The 18083-nt window shown below is 68.3% G+C and carries 18 protein-coding genes; 10 read left to right on the forward strand and 8 right to left on the reverse strand.

What is annotated here, in order from left to right:
* Positions 1 to 96 precede the first annotated feature (96 nt).
* Positions 97 to 1062 (reverse strand): sulfite exporter TauE/SafE family protein, encoded by a 966-nt coding sequence (locus tag EEB19_RS00440; protein ID WP_187582136.1) that lies wholly within the window; start codon positions 1060 to 1062, stop codon positions 97 to 99.
* 269 nt (positions 1063 to 1331) lie between these two features.
* Between EEB19_RS00440 and EEB19_RS00445 the strand changes: the two genes are divergently transcribed.
* Entirely contained in the window at positions 1332 to 1706 is a 375-nt protein-coding gene (locus EEB19_RS00445) for a DUF952 domain-containing protein (protein ID WP_187583017.1), read from the forward strand.
* A gap of 96 nt (positions 1707 to 1802) precedes the next feature.
* Here EEB19_RS00445 and EEB19_RS00450 read toward each other — a convergent pair whose 3' ends face one another.
* Both EEB19_RS00450 and ppgK read right to left on the reverse strand, forming a co-directional pair.
* Positions 1803 to 3245, reverse strand: coding sequence for an RNA polymerase sigma factor (locus tag EEB19_RS00450; RefSeq protein ID WP_187582138.1), 1443 nt, complete (start codon positions 3243 to 3245; stop codon positions 1803 to 1805).
* Between the two features lie 192 nt (positions 3246 to 3437).
* Entirely contained in the window at positions 3438 to 4232 is a 795-nt protein-coding gene (gene ppgK / locus EEB19_RS00455; RefSeq protein WP_187582140.1) for a polyphosphate--glucose phosphotransferase, read from the reverse strand.
* Positions 4233 to 4400: 168 nt separating this feature from the next.
* Here ppgK and EEB19_RS00460 point away from each other — a divergent pair, with 168 nt between their 5' ends.
* Positions 4401 to 5288: an inositol monophosphatase family protein gene (locus EEB19_RS00460; protein ID WP_187582142.1), complete on the forward strand. Its 888-nt coding sequence runs from the start codon at positions 4401 to 4403 to the stop codon at positions 5286 to 5288.
* Positions 5289 to 5531: 243 nt separating this feature from the next.
* Here the strand turns inward: EEB19_RS00460 and cei are convergent, their stop codons facing one another.
* Complete coding sequence (cei, locus tag EEB19_RS00465) at positions 5532 to 6236, reverse strand: envelope integrity protein Cei (RefSeq protein ID WP_187582144.1); 705 nt, start codon at positions 6234 to 6236, stop codon at positions 5532 to 5534.
* A gap of 422 nt (positions 6237 to 6658) precedes the next feature.
* Between cei and EEB19_RS00470 the strand changes: the two genes are divergently transcribed.
* Positions 6659 to 6958 (forward strand): DUF4193 domain-containing protein, encoded by a 300-nt coding sequence (locus tag EEB19_RS00470; RefSeq protein ID WP_187582146.1) that lies wholly within the window; start codon positions 6659 to 6661, stop codon positions 6956 to 6958.
* 111 nt (positions 6959 to 7069) lie between these two features.
* On the opposite strand, the gene EEB19_RS00475 is transcribed toward EEB19_RS00470, so the two are convergent.
* Positions 7070 to 7654: a DUF3093 domain-containing protein gene (locus EEB19_RS00475; protein ID WP_262365346.1), complete on the reverse strand. Its 585-nt coding sequence runs from the start codon at positions 7652 to 7654 to the stop codon at positions 7070 to 7072.
* A 22-nt stretch (positions 7655 to 7676) separates the two neighbouring features.
* Here EEB19_RS00475 and dut point away from each other — a divergent pair, with 22 nt between their 5' ends.
* The gene (dut, locus tag EEB19_RS00480; RefSeq protein WP_187582150.1) at positions 7677 to 8207 is read left to right on the forward strand and encodes a dUTP diphosphatase; all 531 of its coding nucleotides are present in this window, start codon (positions 7677 to 7679) and stop codon (positions 8205 to 8207) included.
* Positions 8208 to 8249: 42 nt separating this feature from the next.
* Entirely contained in the window at positions 8250 to 9077 is an 828-nt protein-coding gene (locus EEB19_RS00485) for a DUF3710 domain-containing protein (protein WP_187582152.1), read from the forward strand.
* Positions 9078 to 9128: 51 nt separating this feature from the next.
* Here EEB19_RS00485 and EEB19_RS00490 read toward each other — a convergent pair whose 3' ends face one another.
* Positions 9129 to 9848, reverse strand: a complete 720-nt coding sequence (locus tag EEB19_RS00490; RefSeq protein ID WP_187582154.1) for an alpha/beta fold hydrolase — start codon at positions 9846 to 9848, stop codon at positions 9129 to 9131.
* 119 nt (positions 9849 to 9967) lie between these two features.
* Here EEB19_RS00490 and EEB19_RS00495 point away from each other — a divergent pair, with 119 nt between their 5' ends.
* On the forward strand, positions 9968 to 10345 hold the full coding sequence (locus EEB19_RS00495; RefSeq protein WP_187582156.1) for an OB-fold nucleic acid binding domain-containing protein: 378 nt from the start codon (positions 9968 to 9970) through the stop codon (positions 10343 to 10345).
* A gap of 64 nt (positions 10346 to 10409) precedes the next feature.
* On the forward strand, positions 10410 to 11039 hold the full coding sequence (locus EEB19_RS00500; protein ID WP_262365389.1) for a DUF3159 domain-containing protein: 630 nt from the start codon (positions 10410 to 10412) through the stop codon (positions 11037 to 11039).
* Between the two features lie 26 nt (positions 11040 to 11065).
* On the opposite strand, the gene EEB19_RS00505 is transcribed toward EEB19_RS00500, so the two are convergent.
* Both EEB19_RS00505 and EEB19_RS00510 read right to left on the reverse strand, forming a co-directional pair.
* Positions 11066 to 11725 carry a TrkA family potassium uptake protein gene (locus EEB19_RS00505; RefSeq protein ID WP_187582160.1) on the reverse strand — a complete coding sequence of 220 codons (660 nt, stop codon included), beginning with the start codon at positions 11723 to 11725 and terminating at the stop codon, positions 11066 to 11068.
* Positions 11726 to 11749: 24 nt separating this feature from the next.
* Complete coding sequence (locus EEB19_RS00510) at positions 11750 to 12415, reverse strand: TrkA family potassium uptake protein (protein ID WP_187582162.1); 666 nt, start codon at positions 12413 to 12415, stop codon at positions 11750 to 11752.
* A gap of 181 nt (positions 12416 to 12596) precedes the next feature.
* On the opposite strand from EEB19_RS00510, the gene EEB19_RS00515 reads away from it, so the two are divergent.
* The 3 genes from EEB19_RS00515 to dxs all read left to right on the forward strand — a co-directional run bounded on the left by EEB19_RS00515 (position 12597) and on the right by dxs (position 18072).
* Positions 12597 to 14609: an APC family permease gene (locus EEB19_RS00515; protein ID WP_187582164.1), complete on the forward strand. Its 2013-nt coding sequence runs from the start codon at positions 12597 to 12599 to the stop codon at positions 14607 to 14609.
* Positions 14606 to 15949 (forward strand): class I SAM-dependent RNA methyltransferase, encoded by a 1344-nt coding sequence (locus EEB19_RS00520; protein ID WP_262365347.1) that lies wholly within the window; start codon positions 14606 to 14608, stop codon positions 15947 to 15949. Before EEB19_RS00515 ends, EEB19_RS00520 begins: the two co-directional genes overlap by 4 nt.
* A gap of 158 nt (positions 15950 to 16107) precedes the next feature.
* A complete protein-coding gene (gene dxs, locus EEB19_RS00525) occupies positions 16108 to 18072 on the forward strand; it encodes a 1-deoxy-D-xylulose-5-phosphate synthase (protein WP_187583021.1) in 1965 nt (654 codons plus the stop codon).
* Positions 18073 to 18083 lie beyond the last annotated feature (11 nt).

Here is an 18083-nt window from a genome sequence, read left to right on the forward strand (position 1 = left end):
CGTAACAACGACTTTCCTGACGGCAACATCGGCGCATCGAAGTGTTACGCGGAGTGCGACCTGGATCACTTGGCGGGACCCATTGCCGCGGCGAGATCAGCTCGCCGCCACGGCGTCGCCCTCGTCCGAGCGGGCCGCGATCGACTCGTGTTCCTGTTCCTCGCGCACCCGTGACACCGCGTCCGAGGACTCGTTCTCGCGATCGCCGAGGTACTGCTGCAGAGAGTAGGCGAAGGCCGCGGCCCATGCCACGATGATGATCCCGTAGATGACGGTCTGCGCCGTCTGCGGGACGTCGACGAGGTCGCTGCGGAACAGGCTGCGCGTGTTGGTGAAGATGATCAGACCGCCGACCGATGACCCCAGGAGTCGGGGCGGGATGTGGCGGACCAGCCATGCGGCGATCGGCGCGGCGATCACACCACCGACCAGGATGGCGCCGACCCAGGCGAAGTTGATGCCCTGCGAGCCGAGGCTGAACAGGAAGCCGAGGCTCGCGGCGACGGCGATGATGAACTCGCTCGTGTCGATCGATCCGATCACCTTGCGGGGTTCGAGGCGGCCGCTGGCGAGGATGGCCGGTGTGCCCACCGGACCCCAGCCGCCCCCGCCGGTGGCGTCGACGAACCCGGCGACGAAGCCGAGTGGTCCGAGGAAGCGCTTGCGCAACGGCTTGCCGAGGTTGTGGCGCGGGATGCCCTGGAAGGTGAACCGGAGCAAGATGTACAGCCCGAGCAGGAGCAGGATGATCGCCATGATCGGCGCCGCGGCCTCGGTCGACAGAGTGGACAGGATCGTCGCGCCGAGGAACGCGCCGATGGCACCGGGAACGGCGATCCGGCGGACGACCTTCCAATCGACGTTGCCGAACCTCCAGTGGGAGACGCCCGACACGAGCGTCGTGCCGATCTCCGCGAGGTGCACGGTGGCCGACGCCGCCGCCGGATTGGTGCCGATCGCCAGCAGCAGGGTCGTGGTGGTGACGCCGTAGGCCATGCCGAGGCTGCCGTCCACGAGTTGCGCGGCGAATCCGACGATGGCGATCAGGACGATGGTCTTCATGACGAGTCGGTGACTTTCGATGAGTGAGGGATGACGAGATCGCTAGGCGCGTCGCAGGGGGATCAGGCGATCACGCCGCGACGCACCTGACACAGCATCGACGCCACCCGGAGGAGGTCGACGGTCGGTCGGGTCACCAGCATGCGGAGAATCGTAGGTGGTCGCGGTCGGAAAACCGGCATTCGGGACCGTGTGGGAATCGGTGCGGGCACAACTCTTGACAGGAAGGTTGTCAGATGGCAGGAGCAGAGGACATGACCACCGCCGACATGCCGTACACCGGTCCGGACCCGTCCTCGGGAGCCGTCCTCCTGCATCTGTGTACCGAAACGGAATGGGTCGACGCCCGAGCGGCCGGACACCGTGAACCCGCGTCCTTCGCCGACGACGGATTCATCCACCTCTCGGCGCCGCATCAGGTGCACCTCCCCGCAAACCGACTGTTCGCCGGGAGAACAGATCTGGTGCTGCTCGTCATCGACCCGCGCCGACTGAGCGTGCCGGTCGTCTGGGAGTCGGGGGTACCCGCCGATCCCGACGGCATGCGATTTCCCCACCTCTACGGGATGTTGCCGGTCGATGCCGTCGTCGACGTCCGTCCGTTCCGGCCGGGCGCCGACGGCACGTTCGCGCCCGTGATCTGATCCCGATCCGGACACGCGGCGGGATCGGGAGACGGACGGGACGAGCGAGGGGACCATCGCTGGTGCGATGGTCCCCTCGTGGGAGCTCTGCCTCGGTCAGTCGAGGTAGTCGCGCAACACCTGCGACCGCGACGGGTGGCGCAGTTTCGACATCGTCTTCGACTCGATCTGACGGATGCGCTCGCGGGTCACTCCGTAGACCTGTCCGATCTCGTCGAGGGTGCGGGGCTGACCGTCGGTGAGCCCGAACCGCAGGCGCACGACACCGGCCTCGCGCTCGGACAACGTCTCGAGCACCGACTGCAGTTGATCCTGCAGGAGCGTGAAGCTCACCGCGTCGACGGCCACCACGGCCTCGGAGTCCTCGATGAAGTCGCCGAGTTGACTGTCGCCCTCGTCGCCGATCGTCTGATCGAGCGAGATGGGCTCACGCGCGTACTGCTGGATCTCCAGCACCTTCTCCGGCGTGATGTCCATCTCCTTGGCGAGTTCCTCCGGGGTGGGCTCGCGGCCCAGATCCTGGAGCAACTCGCGCTGGATGCGGCCCAGCTTGTTGATGACCTCGACCATGTGGACGGGTATGCGGATGGTGCGGGCCTGGTCGGCCATCGCGCGCGTGATCGCCTGACGAATCCACCAGGTGGCGTACGTGGAGAACTTGTAGCCCTTGGTGTAGTCGAACTTCTCCACGGCGCGGATGAGACCGAGGTTGCCTTCCTGGATGAGGTCCAGGAACGCCATGCCGCGTCCGGTGTAGCGCTTGGCGAGCGAGACCACGAGTCGGAGGTTGGCCTCGAGGAGGTGGTTCTTGGCGCGGTTGCCGTCACGCGAGATCCAGTTCAGGTCTCGCTTGGAGGCGGTGCTGAGCTTCTCGCCCGAATCGACGATGCGGCGCAGCCGTTCCGTCGCGAACAGACCTGCCTCGATGCGCTTGGCGAGCTCGACCTCCTCCTCGGCGTTGAGCAGCGCGACCTTGCCGATCTGCTTGAGGTAGGCGCGGACCGAGTCGGCGGAGGCGGTGAGTTCGGCGTCCTTGCGAGCCTGACGCAGTGCCTCGGATTCCTCTTCGTCCCAGACGAAGTCGCCGGCGGTCTTGCCGGCCTCCTTCTCCTCGGCGGCCTTGGCACGAGCTGTCGCCGGCTTCGCGGAATCGGCGGCGGCGGCGGGAGTGGATTCCGCCTCGGTCTCGTCGTCGCTGTCGTCGGACTCGTCGTCGTCCTCGTCATCGACGTCCAGATCGTCGTCGATCTCGACGTCCTCGTCGAGTTCGCCGTCGGGGGCGTCGATGTCATCGATCGAACCGGCATCATCCTCGACGTCGTCGGGACTGTCGGCGTCGTCGGCGCCGGCCGGCTTGGTGGCCTTCTTCGCGCCGCGTTTGGCCGGAGCCTTCTTGGCCGCCTTCTTCGCAGTGGCCTTGCGAGCGGGTGCCTTCTTGGCGGCTTTCTTGGCTGCGGGTTTGGCCGGCGCGTTCTCCGTGGCGGTAGTCGCGTCTGTCGAGTCGTCGACGTCGGCCTGTCGGGTCTTGGTGGCTGCCACGTACAACCTTTCGGAACTGACTATCGTGAATCACTCACGGCGGCATGCGCCGACGCGGAGCAGGGCTTGGATTTCTCGGTCCGTGATGACCGGTGTGGACCATTGTAACGACATCGCATCTCGTGGTGTGGCAAAGCCCAGGTCAGTGGGCTGTCGCACCGCGGAGACGACGCTGCTGGAGACCGTCGGCGATCACGTGCGCAGGCCGGCGTCCACGGCCATCGCGGCGCCGACGATACCCGCCGTGTTGAGCAGCGTCGCCGGGACCACCGGTGTCGTGTTCGTCAGATGTGGAATCCACTTGTCCGACTTCCGGCTGATGCCGCCGCCGACGATGAACAACGTCGGCCACAGGAGCGCCTCGTAGACCTCGAGAACGTTCGACAGCTTGCCGGCCCACTTCTCGTACGACCAGCCCTTGTCCTCTTTGACCTTCGACGAGGCGCGGTGCTCGGCCTCCTTGCCGTCGATGACCAGGTGACCGAGCTCGGTGTTGGGAACGAGTGTGCCGTTGATGAGGAGTGCGGTTCCGATGCCGGTGCCCAGGGTGAGCAACATGATCACGCCGTCGACGTCCGCCCCGCCACCGAACCGGTCCTCGGCCATGCCGGCCGCGTCGGCGTCGTTCAGCACGGAGACTGCTCGTCCGCCCAGTGCGCTGCCGAACAGGTCGTAGACGTCGGTGCCGATCCAGCTCTTGTCGATGTTGGCGGCGGTCCGCATCGTGCCATCGGTGATGACGCCGGGGAGGGTGATACCGACCGGTCCTGCCCAGCCGAAGTGCTCGACGACCTCGGCGACGCCCCCGGCCACCGACTGCGGGGTGGCCGGTTGCGGGGTCAGGACCTTGAACCGCTCGCCCACGAGCTGACCGGTCTGGAGGTCGACGATCCCGCCCTTGATCCCGGATCCGCCGACATCCACGCCGAAGCCGAGTGTCGTGGCCGACGTATCCGTGGCGGTGCTCGCTGTCTCGACGTCGGTCATATCGATGTCCTCTCTGGATGAACCAACGGGAACTGCTGTGGTCTAAGGCTATCCAGCCCGACGTTGCCGTGCTGCCGTCGACACGAATCCGACACCTCGACGGCGCCGGGGGAATCGCCCGCCGGTCCCGTGTGGGCGGTGCGCGCGCGGGTGTGTTGACATAGGTGCGTGACGGATACCGCCGGTTTCGCCGAACTCGAACGTGTCGCGATCGACGTGGCGGAGAGCGCAGCCGACCACGTGCGCATACGCCGGCCCCAGCTCTTCGGTGCCGACCCCGGCCACGATCTGCGTGCCGGTGACACCCCCACCGATGGACCGGCCCCGGTCGCGACCAAGTCGACGCCGACCGATCCGGTCACGCTCGCCGACACCGAGACCGAGCAGCTGATCCGGCGGGAGTTGCGCGCGCTGCGCCCGGACGACGAGGTGCTGGGCGAAGAGGCCGGCGGCTCGGTCGACGTGCCGTCCGGTGTGCGATGGGTCGTCGACCCGATCGACGGCACGGTCAACTTCATGTACGGCATTCCTGCGTATGCCGTCTCCGTCGCGGCGCAGGTGGACGGTCGCTCCGTGGCAGGCGCGGTCGTCGATGTCGCCCGCGCGGTCACCTACTCCGCGTCGGCCGGCGGCGGCGCGAGGATCGACACCGGCGACGGGCCCGTCGCCCTGTCGTGCAACCCGATCGACCGGCTGGATCTGGCGCTGGTCGCCACCGGCTTCTCCTACGGTGCGGGCCGTCGCGGGGCGCAGGGCGCCATCGTCGCCGATCTCTTGCCCCGGATCCGTGATCTGCGCCGGGTGGGTGCGGCTGCGCTGGACCTGTGCATGGTCGCCAGCGGCGCCGTCGACGCCCATTACGAGCACGGGCTGAGTCCATGGGACTGGGCCGCGGGTGGACTCATCGCCGCCGAGGCGGGAGCCGTGGTGCACACTCCGCCGCCGCAGTCGCGGTCGTCGGACGGGCATGTGACCATCGCTGCTGCGCCCGGGATCGCCGAGGCATTCGTGCGACTGCTCGACGACGTCGGGGCACGACGGGCGATGCCCGACTGAGCTGCGGCGACGGTGTGCGGGGGTGATCTCGATACGAGCGCCTCGCTGCGCTCGGTGCTCTACTCGATCAGCGGAGATCAGAGTCGTGCTGCGCTCGGTGCTCTACTCGATCAGCGGGATCGGGGTCGTGCTCCGCTGGGTGCTCTGCGTGTTCGGCGAGAGATCGGGGTCGTGCTGCGCGGGGTGCTCTGCGCGATCGGCGGACGGTATGGATGCCCGGGCTGCGCTCTGCGCGATCGCCTCTCAGCAGGAGGCCGAATGCACGGCGGCGACCAAGGCCGGATCAGCGCCGGTCTGGGGGTTCTTCGGGTCGGCTGAGCGCAACGCCTCGAGTGCCGCCTGGGCGTCCTGCGTCTGCTCCCGGCCCTCGTAGTACTCACCGAGTGCGACGTCGACGGACGTGCCCTGCCGGCCGTCGTCGACGAGCTGAGCGCAGGGGAGTGCGAGCCACACCGCGGCGGCGCTCGCCTTTCCGGCGGGACCGAATCGGATTTGTCCGTAGCAGGCGAGATCCTGGTCGGGATAGAGCGTGTCGTCGGCGTACGGGGTGTCGGGGACGGGACTGAATCCCTGGGCGGCGAGATCGTCGGAGACGGATTGGGCGGCCCCCCGCTGCGCCGAGGCGTTGAGGACGCGTACCTGGAAGGTCGACAGTGCCGCGGGCGCGACCTGGAGCATCTCCTGACGGTCGACGCCGGTGAGTGTCGGCGGGGCCGCGGAGGCAGGTGCCCCTGCCGGGGCCGGCGATGCCGACGCAGAGGCAGGGGAGGGCTGGTTGCAGGCGGTCGGCACGGCGGCCTCACCGGAACCGCTCAGCGCGACCGCCCACACGATGAGGGCGCCGACGAGCAGCACGACCGCGGCGATGACCGCAGGGATATAGCGGCGACGACGGAACGGGCGACCGCGCGGGTCGACCGGGGTTCCCGCGGTAATCTGCGACACCACCGTGAACTGGCTCCTTCACTCCGTCGGCCTTGCGGCACCACTGTAGAGGGTGTGCCGCCACCGGGTGCGGAGGCAGGCCGCACGCCGTTTGCGACGGAGGAACGGCGGACGGGCGCGGGGTGGCGCGACACCCGCGGGAATGATCTCCGCGAAGAGATCGTTGACCCAGCCGCATCGGTGCACTAAGCTTCGGGCGCCCGACCTCCTAAGCCACAGGGGGACGTGCGGAGAGAACGTGATCCGACTGTGACAAAGATCACGACGATCCGCGGGGTTCTGGGTAACGAATTGCACCGGTCATGACGTTGTAGTGACGCCGCCGGCAAGACAATCCCGGCGGGCTCAGGCACCTCTCGTTTGCTCGGCCACAAGCCGGCATCGGCGGAGCGCCCCTCACACTCTCACACCAGGTAAGGCACACAATGGCTACTGATTACGACGCGCCGCGACGCACCGAGACCGAGGACATCAGCGAGGATTCCCTCGAGGAGCTGAAGGCGCGGCGCAGCGAAGCGCAGTCCTCGGCCGTCGACGTCGACGAGAGTGATACCGCAGAATCTTTCGAACTGCCGGGTGCGGACCTGTCCGGCGAGGAACTGTCGGTTCGCGTGATCCCCAAGCAGGCCGACGAGTTCACCTGCACCAGCTGTTTTCTCGTCTATCACCGCAGCCGGCTCGCCCGCGAGAACGGCTCCTCGCTGATCTGCGTCGACTGCGCCTGACACCGCCCGGCGGGTCCGGCGGCAGCCCGGCCGGATCCGCATCCCAGCCCAGACCGAACGAACGTCCGAAGTAGCGGCGAGCGGGGTCGCCCGGCGGCCCCGCCACCGACATCAGTCGGCGATCCCCGCCTCCGCGGCCGCATCCGGCACGTCGAGTGCGGCGAGCACCGCAGCCGGATTCCGCGTCGACACCAGCCAATACGGCGTCGGATCGTCCGGATCGTCGAGCACCAACAGCACCATCGTCTTCACCCACGCCCGGTGGACGAGAAAAGCCGCGGGATCGAGCTGACGGCCGAGCGCCGCACTCTTCGCGGTGGCCGGCACTGTCGCCCCGCGGGCGATGACCGCACGCGGAAGCCGTGCCCGACCCGCCTGCAACTGACCGTCGGCGGTCACCCTGACCGACGCCCGGCCCAGCGACCACAGCATCCAGGCGCACAACAGACCCACGGCCACATACCCCGCGATGCTCCACACGGAATTGCGGGCGGACAACTGGATCTCGTAGCCGACAACACCGGTCACAACGGCGGCCGCCAACCACCACCACAGCGGGACGTACAGCCGTTCCAGGTAGCGATCAGAACCCGACTTGTGTTCTGGCGCCGGTGGATTCCCGTTTCCGGCAGAGGTGCCGGCGTCGTCGCCGGAGGGGCGGCCCGTCGGATTCTCGGGTGATGCTGGGGTACTCACGCGACCAGCGTAGTCTTCCCTCGTGGCGCCGAATCCTTCCACCACTGCATCAGGCCGACCCGATCCGATCGGGCCCGTCGCGGTCCGTCGCCTCGATCCCGGCATACCCCTGCCGACACGGGCACACCCGGGTGACGCGGGTGTCGATCTCTGTTCGACGATCGATCTGGAGCTCGCACCCGGACGCCGCCAACTGGTGCCTACGGGAATCGCGATCGCGCTCCCGGCCGGCACGGTCGGTCTCATCCATCCCCGGTCAGGTCTGGCAGCACGCGCGGGTCTCTCGATCGTCAACACCCCGGGCACGATCGACGCCGGCTACCGCGGCGAGATCAAGGTCTGCCTGATCAATCTCGATCCCGCCGAGACGATCACCATCGGGCGTGGCGACCGGATCGCGCAGCTACTCGTCCAGCGTGTCGAGTTGCCCGACTTCGTCGAGGTCGATGAACTCGACGAGACGAGCCGCGGAGCCGGCGGCTACGGATCGAGCGGTGGCCACGCGATCCTGGCGGAGGTCGCCCCCGACATCGACGGCGAGAGCGGCGCCTGACGGCGTCGTCTTCCCATCCGGACCCGAGGAGTGGACGAGAAGATGGCACGTGACGACGAGAACGATCTGACGATCGGTTCCGCACAGGGCCCCTACGACATCGAGGCTCTCGCGACACCACCGGAGGACCTGGAGAACTCGCACCTCGACCTCGGGTCCGTGCTGGTACCCGTCGTCGAGGGTGGGCAGGTGACCGTCGAGATGTCGGCGGAGCATCAGCCCGAGGCCGTCTATCTCGTGACTCCGCACGGACGAATCAGTGTGAGCGCCTTCGCCGCACCCAAGTCGCCCGGATTGTGGCGGGAGGTGGTGACCGAGCTCGCCGGATCGCTGCGCGACGAAGGTGCTCAGGTGGCGATCGAGGACGGGCACTGGGGGCGCGAGGTGGTGGCGACCGTTCCCGGTGCAGCTCATCGCTTCGTCGGCGTCGACGGTCCGCGGTGGATGGTGCGCTGCATCGCGAGCGGGCCCGACGAGACCGCCGACGAACTCGGCCGCCTCGCGCGGGCGGTGCTCGCCGAGTCGGTCGTGCGTCGGGGGACCGATCCGCACCCGCCCCGCGACGCCCTGCCGATCGTGCTCCCGCCGGTGCTGGCCGAGCAGGTCGCGGCCGCGCAGGAGCAGATGCAGGCCGAGCAGTCGGCGGCCCAGCAGCCGGAGTCATCGGTTCCGGCCGGCGGGCAGTCGGCGGACGCACCACCGGCCGGTGGTGCGATCGACCAGTTGGCCGCGGCGACCGTGTACGGCGAGGAGCCTGCACCGTCGCGGGACGACGAGCCGGGCCATGACGTCGAACCCGATCCCGAGGACGAGGCACCGCGCTCGTCGGGGTCGGCGATGCAGCGATTCCGGCGCAACCGCCGTCAGTGAGCGCCGTCGGTCTGTGAATCGTCGGCCGGGTCAGCGCTGCTCCCCGTCGGCTCAGGCCGATCCGCGCATCGCCGACCAGCCTCGTGCACAAGCGAATCCGAGTACCGACGGATCGTTGCCCCACTCCGCGAGACCGACCTCGGTCAGTGACGAGCGTGGTGCCGTCGTGGCCCAGTCCCGCCCCACCTGACCGGGGTGAACCGGGTCGTCGACGGCGATGGTGACCGCGATCGGCGCCGTCAACGTGGCGATCTCGTCGAGAGCGGGAGCGTGGAACGACGCGGCCTCGGCGAGTTGATCGAGCAGATGCGGATGCAGTGCTCGCCACGAGCGCCCGAGTTCGGCGGCCAGCCACGGCGGGCTCGTCGCCGTCATCACCGCGATCGTGTGTTCCAGACCGTCGGTCTGCAGCGTCCGTGCGGTCGCGGTCGCGCTCCACGCCGCGGGCGCCGTCGCGGGGTCCCCGGTCCATGCCGGCAGCGCCGCCCAGACCCCCCGACACGGATTGCGCAACGCCCACGCGAGAGCGATCGCCGCCCCGATGGACACCCCGCCGACCACCGGTGGACCGTACTCGTCCGCCAGCTCGTCCAGGCGTCGGAGATGGTCGGCGACGAGCCGTCGCGTCGGTTCGAGCGCCACGAGTGTGAGACCGGTCTCATCGGCCGCAGGACCGAAGGCACGGCGCACGTAGTCGGCGTCGGATCCGGTGCCCGGCATGCCGATGAGCAGCTGCGGACCCCTCGGATCCGACCCCTCGATGTCGGGCATGCCATGATCATGCCCGACGTTGTACAGAGAGCACGGTCGGGATTACCCTGGCGAGAAGCAAGCAGGGCCGTCAGCTAACGCCCGACGTCTCGTAGAGATGAGTCACCCAGGAGGGTGTGATGGCTACCACCGGCTATCTCAAGCGTTTGACGCGCCGGCTCACCGAGGACCTCGGTGACGCCGACGCCGAACAGATCGCCGAGGAATCCCGCGCGACCGGAGCCCAGCGCGCCGCCGAGTGTTGTCGTGGTGACGAGGTCACCATGCACGGCGAGTTGCGATCGGTGGAGACGTGTTCGCGCAGCGCCAAGGCAGGCGTGAAGGCGGAGTTCTTCGACGGCTCGGACACGGTGCTGCTCAAGTGGCTCGGACGCAACCGCATCCCCGGTATCGAGCCCGGGCGCAAGCTGACCGTACGCGGACGGCTCGCCGAGCACGAGGGCACCAAGCTGATCTACAACCCCTACTACGAGCTGTATGGCCCGGACGACGAGTGACACCCCCGCCGACGGTCCCGCGGGGTCCTCGGAGGACGGGTCGTCGCCATCGATCCTCGAGCAGATGGGCGGCGTATCCGGCCTGATCTACTCGACGGTGCCGATCGCCGTCTTCGTGCCCGTCAACGCGATCTGGGGACTGCAGTCGGCGATGATCGCGGCGTTGGTCGTCGCCGCTCTCATCTTCTGCGTGCGGCTGATCCGCCGCGAGCCGCTCAACCCCGCGATCTCCGGTCTCATCGGCGTGGCCATCTGTGTCTTCATCGCCCACCGCGTCGGCGACGCGAAAGGGTATTTCCTCTTCGGCATCTGGACCACGCTGGTCTACGCGATCGTGTTCGTCCTGTCGATCGTCGTGCGATGGCCTCTGGTCGGTGTCGCCTGGAATCTCATCAGTGGCGAGGGCATGGGGTGGCGCAAGCACCGCCGGACACTGATCGCCTACGACATCGCCACCGCGTTCTGGGCTCTGGTGTTCGCGGCGCGCTACATCACGCAATCCGAGCTCTACGATCACGGCAGCACGGGATGGCTGGCGGTCGCGCGCATCGGCATGGGGTGGCCGCTCACGGCACTGGCCGTCCTCGCAACCATCGTCCTGGTCCGGCGCGCCACCCGAGAAGAGGACCGGACAGACCCTCAGCCCGAGGAGGATCCCACCGAAGTGGGGTCCCCCGAACAGCCGCTGCGCTGATCCTCCGACGACGCCTCGGGCGCCGCTCAGCTGAGCTGCATCGCCTCGTGCAGGGCGGGTTCCGCCTCGGCCGGGGCGATGAAGACCAGCTCGTCGCCCCCTTCGATCGGGTCATCGGACTGCGGCACGATCACCCGGCCACCGCGCAGGATCGCAACGAGCGCCGCGTCGCGTGGCAGATCGAGCTTGCGGACGGGTTTGCCGGCGAGCGGTGTGTTGGGCGGCAGGGTGAGCTCCACCAGATTCGCCTGACCCTGCCGAAACGTCATCAGTCGCACCAGATCACCCACCGACACCGCCTCCTCGACGAGGGAGGCGAGGATGCGCGGCGTCGACACCGCGACGTCGACGCCCCAGTCCTCGTCGAACAACCATTCGTTGCGGGGATCGTTCACCCGGGCGACGACGCGATTGACGGCGAACTCCGTCTTGGCCAGCAGACTGACGACGAGGTTGGCCTTGTCGTCGCCTGTCGCCGCGACCATCACGTCGAACGTCTGCAGTTCTGCCTGCTCGAGATTGCTCAGCTCGCAGGCGTCGGCCTGTACCCACGTCGCCTGAGGGACGGCGTCGGGCTCGATGTGTCCGGTGTTGCGCTCGAAAAGGGTGACCTCGTGCCCGTTGAGCAGCAATTCGCGGGCGATCGACCGTCCGACCGCGCCGGCACCGGCGATGGCGACCTTCATCGTCTTCCTTCCTCAGAACTCGGGTCAGTCCGTGCTGGTCCGGGGCTGTCGTGCCGCCGCCCGGGCATCGTCGAGATTGTCGATCAAGATCGCTGCGAAGACCAGATCATCTTGCTGCAGAACAGTTTTCACATCTGGGAGAATCGGTCGTCCAACCCGGTTGAGGAAGGCGATCCGGGCGCCGGTCTGCTCTTGGAACTTGCCGATGGTCACACCGATCCACGACTCGTCGATGTCGAGCTGGGCGATGGCCAACGAGCCCGACGGGTCGCGCCATTCGGTGGTCGTCGACGTCTCGCCGAGAGCCGAGACGAATCGCTCCGTGGTCCACGGCACGGTGGCGACGGTGGGGATGCCGAGTCGCTCGTAGACCTCGGCTCGCTTGGCGTCGTAGATACGGGCGACCACCCGGTCGATGCCGAAGGTCTCGCGGGCGACCCGGGCGGCGATGATGTTCGAGTTGTCGCCCGACGACACGGCCGCGAACGCATCGGCCTGTTCGATCCCCGCGCGGGTCAGCACATCACGGTCGAAGCCGACCCCGATCACCTTGGTACCCCGGAAATCCGGACTGAGACGGACGAAGGCGGAGTGATCGCGATCGATGATGGCGACCTGGTGGCCGCGCTTCTGCATCGCCATCGCCAGCGCCGACCCCACACGCCCGCATCCCATGATGACTACCTGCACATCCACCCTTCCCGAGGCGTCGAGATCCGGCCGGGACGACCGGCCCGAAGGGCAGTGGTCGTCGTCCACGCGCAGCGCGCGGACGCATCGAACCTACCCGTACGGCCCGCCCGGCGGGCGGGATGATCACCGAAGCAGGCCTCTTATGGCCTTTGTCTACTACACGCTCTAGTGTTGCCTGGTGTCCACCGTGTCCAAGGTGTCCGTCGCGACCAAGAGGTTGCTGCTCGGCCGCCCGTTCCGCAGCGACAAACTGGGTCACACCCTGTTGCCCAAGCGCATCGCGCTCCCGGTGTTCGCCTCCGATGCCATGTCGTCGGTGGCCTATGCGCCCCAAGAGATCTTTCTCGTCCTCTCCGTCGCCGGACTGAGCGCGCTCGCCTTCACGCCGTGGGTGGCGCTCGCCGTCGCCGTCGTGATGGTCGTGGTCGTCGCCAGCTACCGGCAGAACGTCCACGCCTACCCCTCGGGCGGCGGCGACTACGAGGTCGCCACCGTCAATCTCGGTCCCAACGCCGGCCTCACCGTCGGCAGCGCGCTGCTCGTCGACTACATCCTCACGGTGGCCGTCTCGATCTCGTCGGCGGCGGAGAACATCGGTTCGGCGATTCCGTTCGTGTCCCAACACAAGGTCTGGTTCTGTGTGGCGGCCATCGTGCTGCTCGCGGCGGTGAATCTGCGCGGCATCAAGGAATCGGGTTCGGTCCTGGCGATACCCACCTATGCGTTCATCATCGGTGTGCTCGCCATGCTCGGTTGGGGTTTCATCGAGATCTTCGTCCTCGGCCAGGACATCGAGTCCGAGACCGCGGACTTCACCATCCGGGCCGAGCAGGATCATCTCGTCGGTATCGCCTTCGTGTTCCTCATCGCCCGGGCTTTCTCCTCCGGCTGTGCGGCACTGACCGGTGTGGAGGCGATCAGCAACGGTGTTCCGGCGTTCCGGAAACCCAAGTCGCGCAACGCCGCCTCGACCCTGTTCATGCTCGGCGCGTTCTCGATCGTGTTGCTGCTCGGCATCGTCCTGCTCGCCCAGCAGATCGGCGCGAAGTATGTGATGAACCCGGCCCAGGACCTCATCGGGGCCCCCGAGGGCTATCAGCAGAAGGCCATGATCGCGCAGCTGGCCCATGCGGTGTTCGATTCCTTCACGCCCGGCTTCTACTTCGTCGCCACCGCGACCGCGCTGATCCTGATGCTCGCCGCGAACACCGCGTTCAACGGGTTCCCGGTCCTCGGTTCGGTGCTGGCCCAGGATCGCTATCTGCCCCGACAGCTGCACACGCGCGGCGACCGCCTGGCCTTCTCCAACGGGATCGTGTTCTTGGCATTGGTCGCGATCATCTTCGTCGTCGCGTTCGGCGCCGAGGTCACCAAGCTGATCCAGCTCTACATCGTCGGTGTGTTCGTGTCGTTCACCCTGAGTCAGACGGGCATGGTCCGGCACTGGACACGGCACCTGCGGACCGAGACGGACCCGCGGGCACGAAGGAAGATGATGCAGTCCCGCGTCATCAACTCGATCGGCCTGGTGATGACCGCGACCGTTCTGATCGTCGTCCTCCTCACCAAATTCACCGCGGGAGCGTGGATCGCGATCCTCGCCATGGTGCTGCTCTTCATCCTGATGAAGCTGATCCACCACCACTATGCGACGGTGCAACGCGAGCTCGAGCGACAGGAGGAGGACGTGGTGCTGCCGAGCCGGACCCACTCGATCGTCCTGGTGTCCACGCTGCACCTCGCGACCAAGCGTGCGGTCCTCTACGCCCGTGCGACCCGACCCGACGTCCTCGAGGCGATCACGGTCAACGTCGACGACCGCGACACCCGCAAACTCGTGTCGCAGTGGGAGGCCAGCGACATCACGGTGCCACTCAAGGTGATCGCCTCGCCGTACCGCGAGATCACCCGCCCGGTCATCGAGTACGTGCGCCGGGTCCGCCGGGAGTCGCCACGAGACGTCATCACCGTGTTCATCCCCGAATACGTCGTCGGGCACTGGTGGGAACAGATCCTGCACAACCAGTCCGCGCTGCGACTGAAGGGCCGCCTGCTGTTCGAACCCGGCGTGATGGTCACCTCGGTGCCGTGGCAGCTCACCTCGTCCGACCGGCTCAAGAACCGTGACCTCGTCTATTCGGCCCCCGGCGACACCCGTCGGGCCCTCGGCGGCGACTCGGAACCCCGGTGAGCTCGCCCCACGACTCCGGTGATCCGACACCCGAGATCGTCGTGCGGCCGGACCGGCCGGCCAACGGCGGTGAGGCCGTCGGACGAATTGACGGGCAGGTGGTGTTCGTCCGCGGCGCCGTGCCCGGTGAACTGATCCGTGCACAGGTCGTCGACGATCGCCGGGCGAGTTTCCGGCGGGCCGAGGTCATCGAGATCCTCGAGCCGTCGCCGCATCGTGTGGTGTCGCCGTGCGACGCCGCCCGGCACGGCGCCGGTTGCTGCGACCTCGGATACATCGAGGTGTCGCACGCCCGCACGCTGAAGGCGCAGATCGTCTCCGATGCACTCAGCCGGATCGGCCGTTTCGACGACGCGGACCTCACGGCGGCCGGCGTCGACGACGTCGTCGTCCGATCGCTGGGGGACGACGGCACCGGGTGGCGGGTCCGCACCCGACTCGGCGTCGACGACGACGGGCGCGCCGGGATGCACGCCTTTCACGGCTCGCGGATCGTCACCGGCCACCGATGTGCCGCACCCACACCGGGCCTCGTGGACGGGCTCGACGACCTCGCGCTCACGCCGGGTGCCGAGCTCGCGATCGTCGCCGACATGCACGGTCGCCGGCATGTGACCGAACTCGCACCGGTGGCGCCGCCTGCCCGCCGTGCCCGTGGACGACGGGGCGACCGCACCGCCACCCAGTCGGCGCGTCGCCGACGCGAATCCGACCGTGCGCAGCGGGTGGTCGAGGGCGACACGACGGCCGCTCACCGGGTCGGCGACCGCGTCTGGCAGATCCCCGTGACGGCGTTCTGGCAGGCCCACCGTGCGGCGCCGGGCGTGTACGCCGACACCATCGTCGGCATGATCGCGGCCGCCGGTGTCCGCCCGAGGGCGGGTGCGGCGGTGGCCTGGGACCTGTATGGCGGGGCGGGGATCTTCGCGGCCGCACTCCTCGACCAGGAGATCGGGGGAGCCGCGCCGGCCGGCGTCCACGTCGTGGAGTCCGACCCACTCGCGCTCGCCTCCGCCGCGGAGACCTTCGCCGACGACGACCGCGTCACGCTGCACCGCGGTGAGGTGGCGACGACGTCGGCCGCGTTGCCGAGTCCGGACGTCGTCGTGCTCGACCCTCCGCGGACCGGCGCGGGCGCCGCGGTGATCGATGCGGTCACCGACGCCGATCCGGGGGTCATCGTGCACGTCGGCTGTGACGTCGGTCGGTTCGCACGCGATCTCGCCCTGTTCGCCGAGCAGGGATACCGGCCCCGCGACATCCGTGCCTTCGACGCCTTCCCGCTGACCCACCACGTGGAGGCGATCGCCTGTCTCGTCCCGGCTCACCGCGGGATGTGACCGATTCGGCGCCGCAACGGCGCTCGCCCGACCGGGCGACCGTGCGGAGGTCCGTAGACTGTTCTCCACAGGACCGTGCTCGGGGGTGAGCCCGGTGCGACGCCCGCCGACAGCCCGGCGCGGTGTGAGCTGGATTCAAGGACATGATGGAGGACTCGATGGGCGTGCTCGACGGAATCGGTTCGCCGGCCGACCTGCGGACGCTGTCGTCGGACGAGATGGTCACCCTGGCAGGTGAGATCCGGGAATTCCTCATCGACAAGGTCTCCGCGACGGGCGGACATCTGGGCCCGAACCTGGGCGTCGTCGAACTGACGCTGGCGTTGCACCGGGTGTTCGACTCACCCGGCGACCCGATCATCTTCGACACCGGCCACCAGAGCTATGTGCACAAGATCGTCACCGGCCGCAAGGACGGGTTCGGCGACCTGCGTCAAAAGGACGGCCTGACCGGATATCAGGACCGCGCCGAGAGTGATCACGACTGGGTCGAATCGTCGCACGCCTCGGCGGCGCTGTCGTACGCCGACGGTCTGGCCAAATCGTTCGAGCTGACCGGCCAGGACACCCGGACCGTCGTCGCCGTCGTCGGCGACGGCGCGCTCACCGGCGGGATGTGCTGGGAGGCGCTCAACAACATCGCCGCCGGCGATCGCCCGGTGGTCATCATCGTCAACGACAACGGTCGCTCCTACGCTCCGACGATCGGCGGGTTGGCCAGTCACCTGTCCGGGCTGCGGTTGCAACCGGGCTACGAACGGTTCCTCGACGAGAGCCGCAAGGTCGTCAAACAGGTCCCGGTCGTCGGACCGCCCGCCTATGCGGTGCTCCACGGCATGAAGAGCGGCCTCAAGGACCTCATCGCCCCGCAGGCGATGTTCACCGACCTCGGACTCAAGTACGTGGGTCCGGTCGACGGGCATGACATCGGTGCCCTGGAATTCGCTCTCGGACACGCGAAGTCGTTCGGCGGGCCGGTCATCGTGCACACGGTGACACGCAAGGGGATGGGGTACGCCCCGGCGGAGAACCACGAGGCGGACCAGATGCACTCCACGGGCATCATCGATCCCCGGACCGGTCGGGCGACCAGTGTGTCCCCGCAGGACTGGACGTCGGTGTTCTCCGCGGCCCTCGTCGAGGCGGGATCCCGTCGATCAGACGTCGTCGCGATCACCGCGGCGATGCCCGGGCCCACAGGACTCACCCCGTTCGGCGAGAAGTTCCCGGACCGCATGTTCGACGTCGGCATCGCCGAGCAGCATGCGGTGACCTCGGCCGCAGGTCTGGCGCTGGGTGGGCTGCATCCGGTCGTCGCGATCTACTCGACGTTCCTCAACCGCGCCTTCGATCAGCTCCTCATGGACGTGGCGCTGCTGCGCCTGCCCGTCACCCTCGTCCTGGACCGTTCGGGCATCACCGGCCCCGACGGCCCCAGCCACCACGGGATGTGGGACCTGTCGCTGATGTCGCTCGTGCCGGGTCTGGCCGTCGCTGCCCCGCGTGATGCGGTCCGATTGCGTGAGGAGTTCGACGAGGCGCTCGCCGTCTCCGACGGACCCACCGCACTGCGTTTCTCCAAAGGTGCTGTGCCCGAGGACATCCGGGCGGTCGAGCGGCTCGACGACGGTGTCGACGTGCTCTATCGTGCCGCACCGGGCGTCGGGGAGGCCACCGGTGACGTGCTCATCGTCGCGGTCGGTGCATTCTGTGCGCTGGCCGTCGACGCCGCCGAGCGGCTCGGTCGTCAGGGAATCGACGCGACGGTCGTCGACCCGCGCTGGGTGCTCCCGGTGCCCGGATCGATCGCCGAACTCGCGACCCGGCATCGTCTCGTGGTGACCCTCGAGGACAGCGGTGTGCGCGGCGGGGTCGGGTCGGCGATCAGCGACGCGTTGTCCTCGGCGGACGTCGCCGTCCCCGTGCAGCATCGGGGAATCCCGCAGCAGTTCGTCCAGCACGCGTCACGCGGACAGCTCCTCGCCGAGTTCGGGCTGACCGCCCAGGATCTGGCGCGCACGATCACCGCGACCGTGGCGGGCATGCAGTCGGTGCCCGGACTCGACGACGATGCCGACCTCTCCGGCCACGAGCTGTCGAACGCGCCCGACGCCGATCAGTGATCGTCGATAAG

This window comes from Gordonia sp. OPL2 (assembly GCF_003797825.1).
Taxonomy (GTDB): Bacteria; Actinomycetota; Actinomycetes; order Mycobacteriales; family Mycobacteriaceae; genus Gordonia.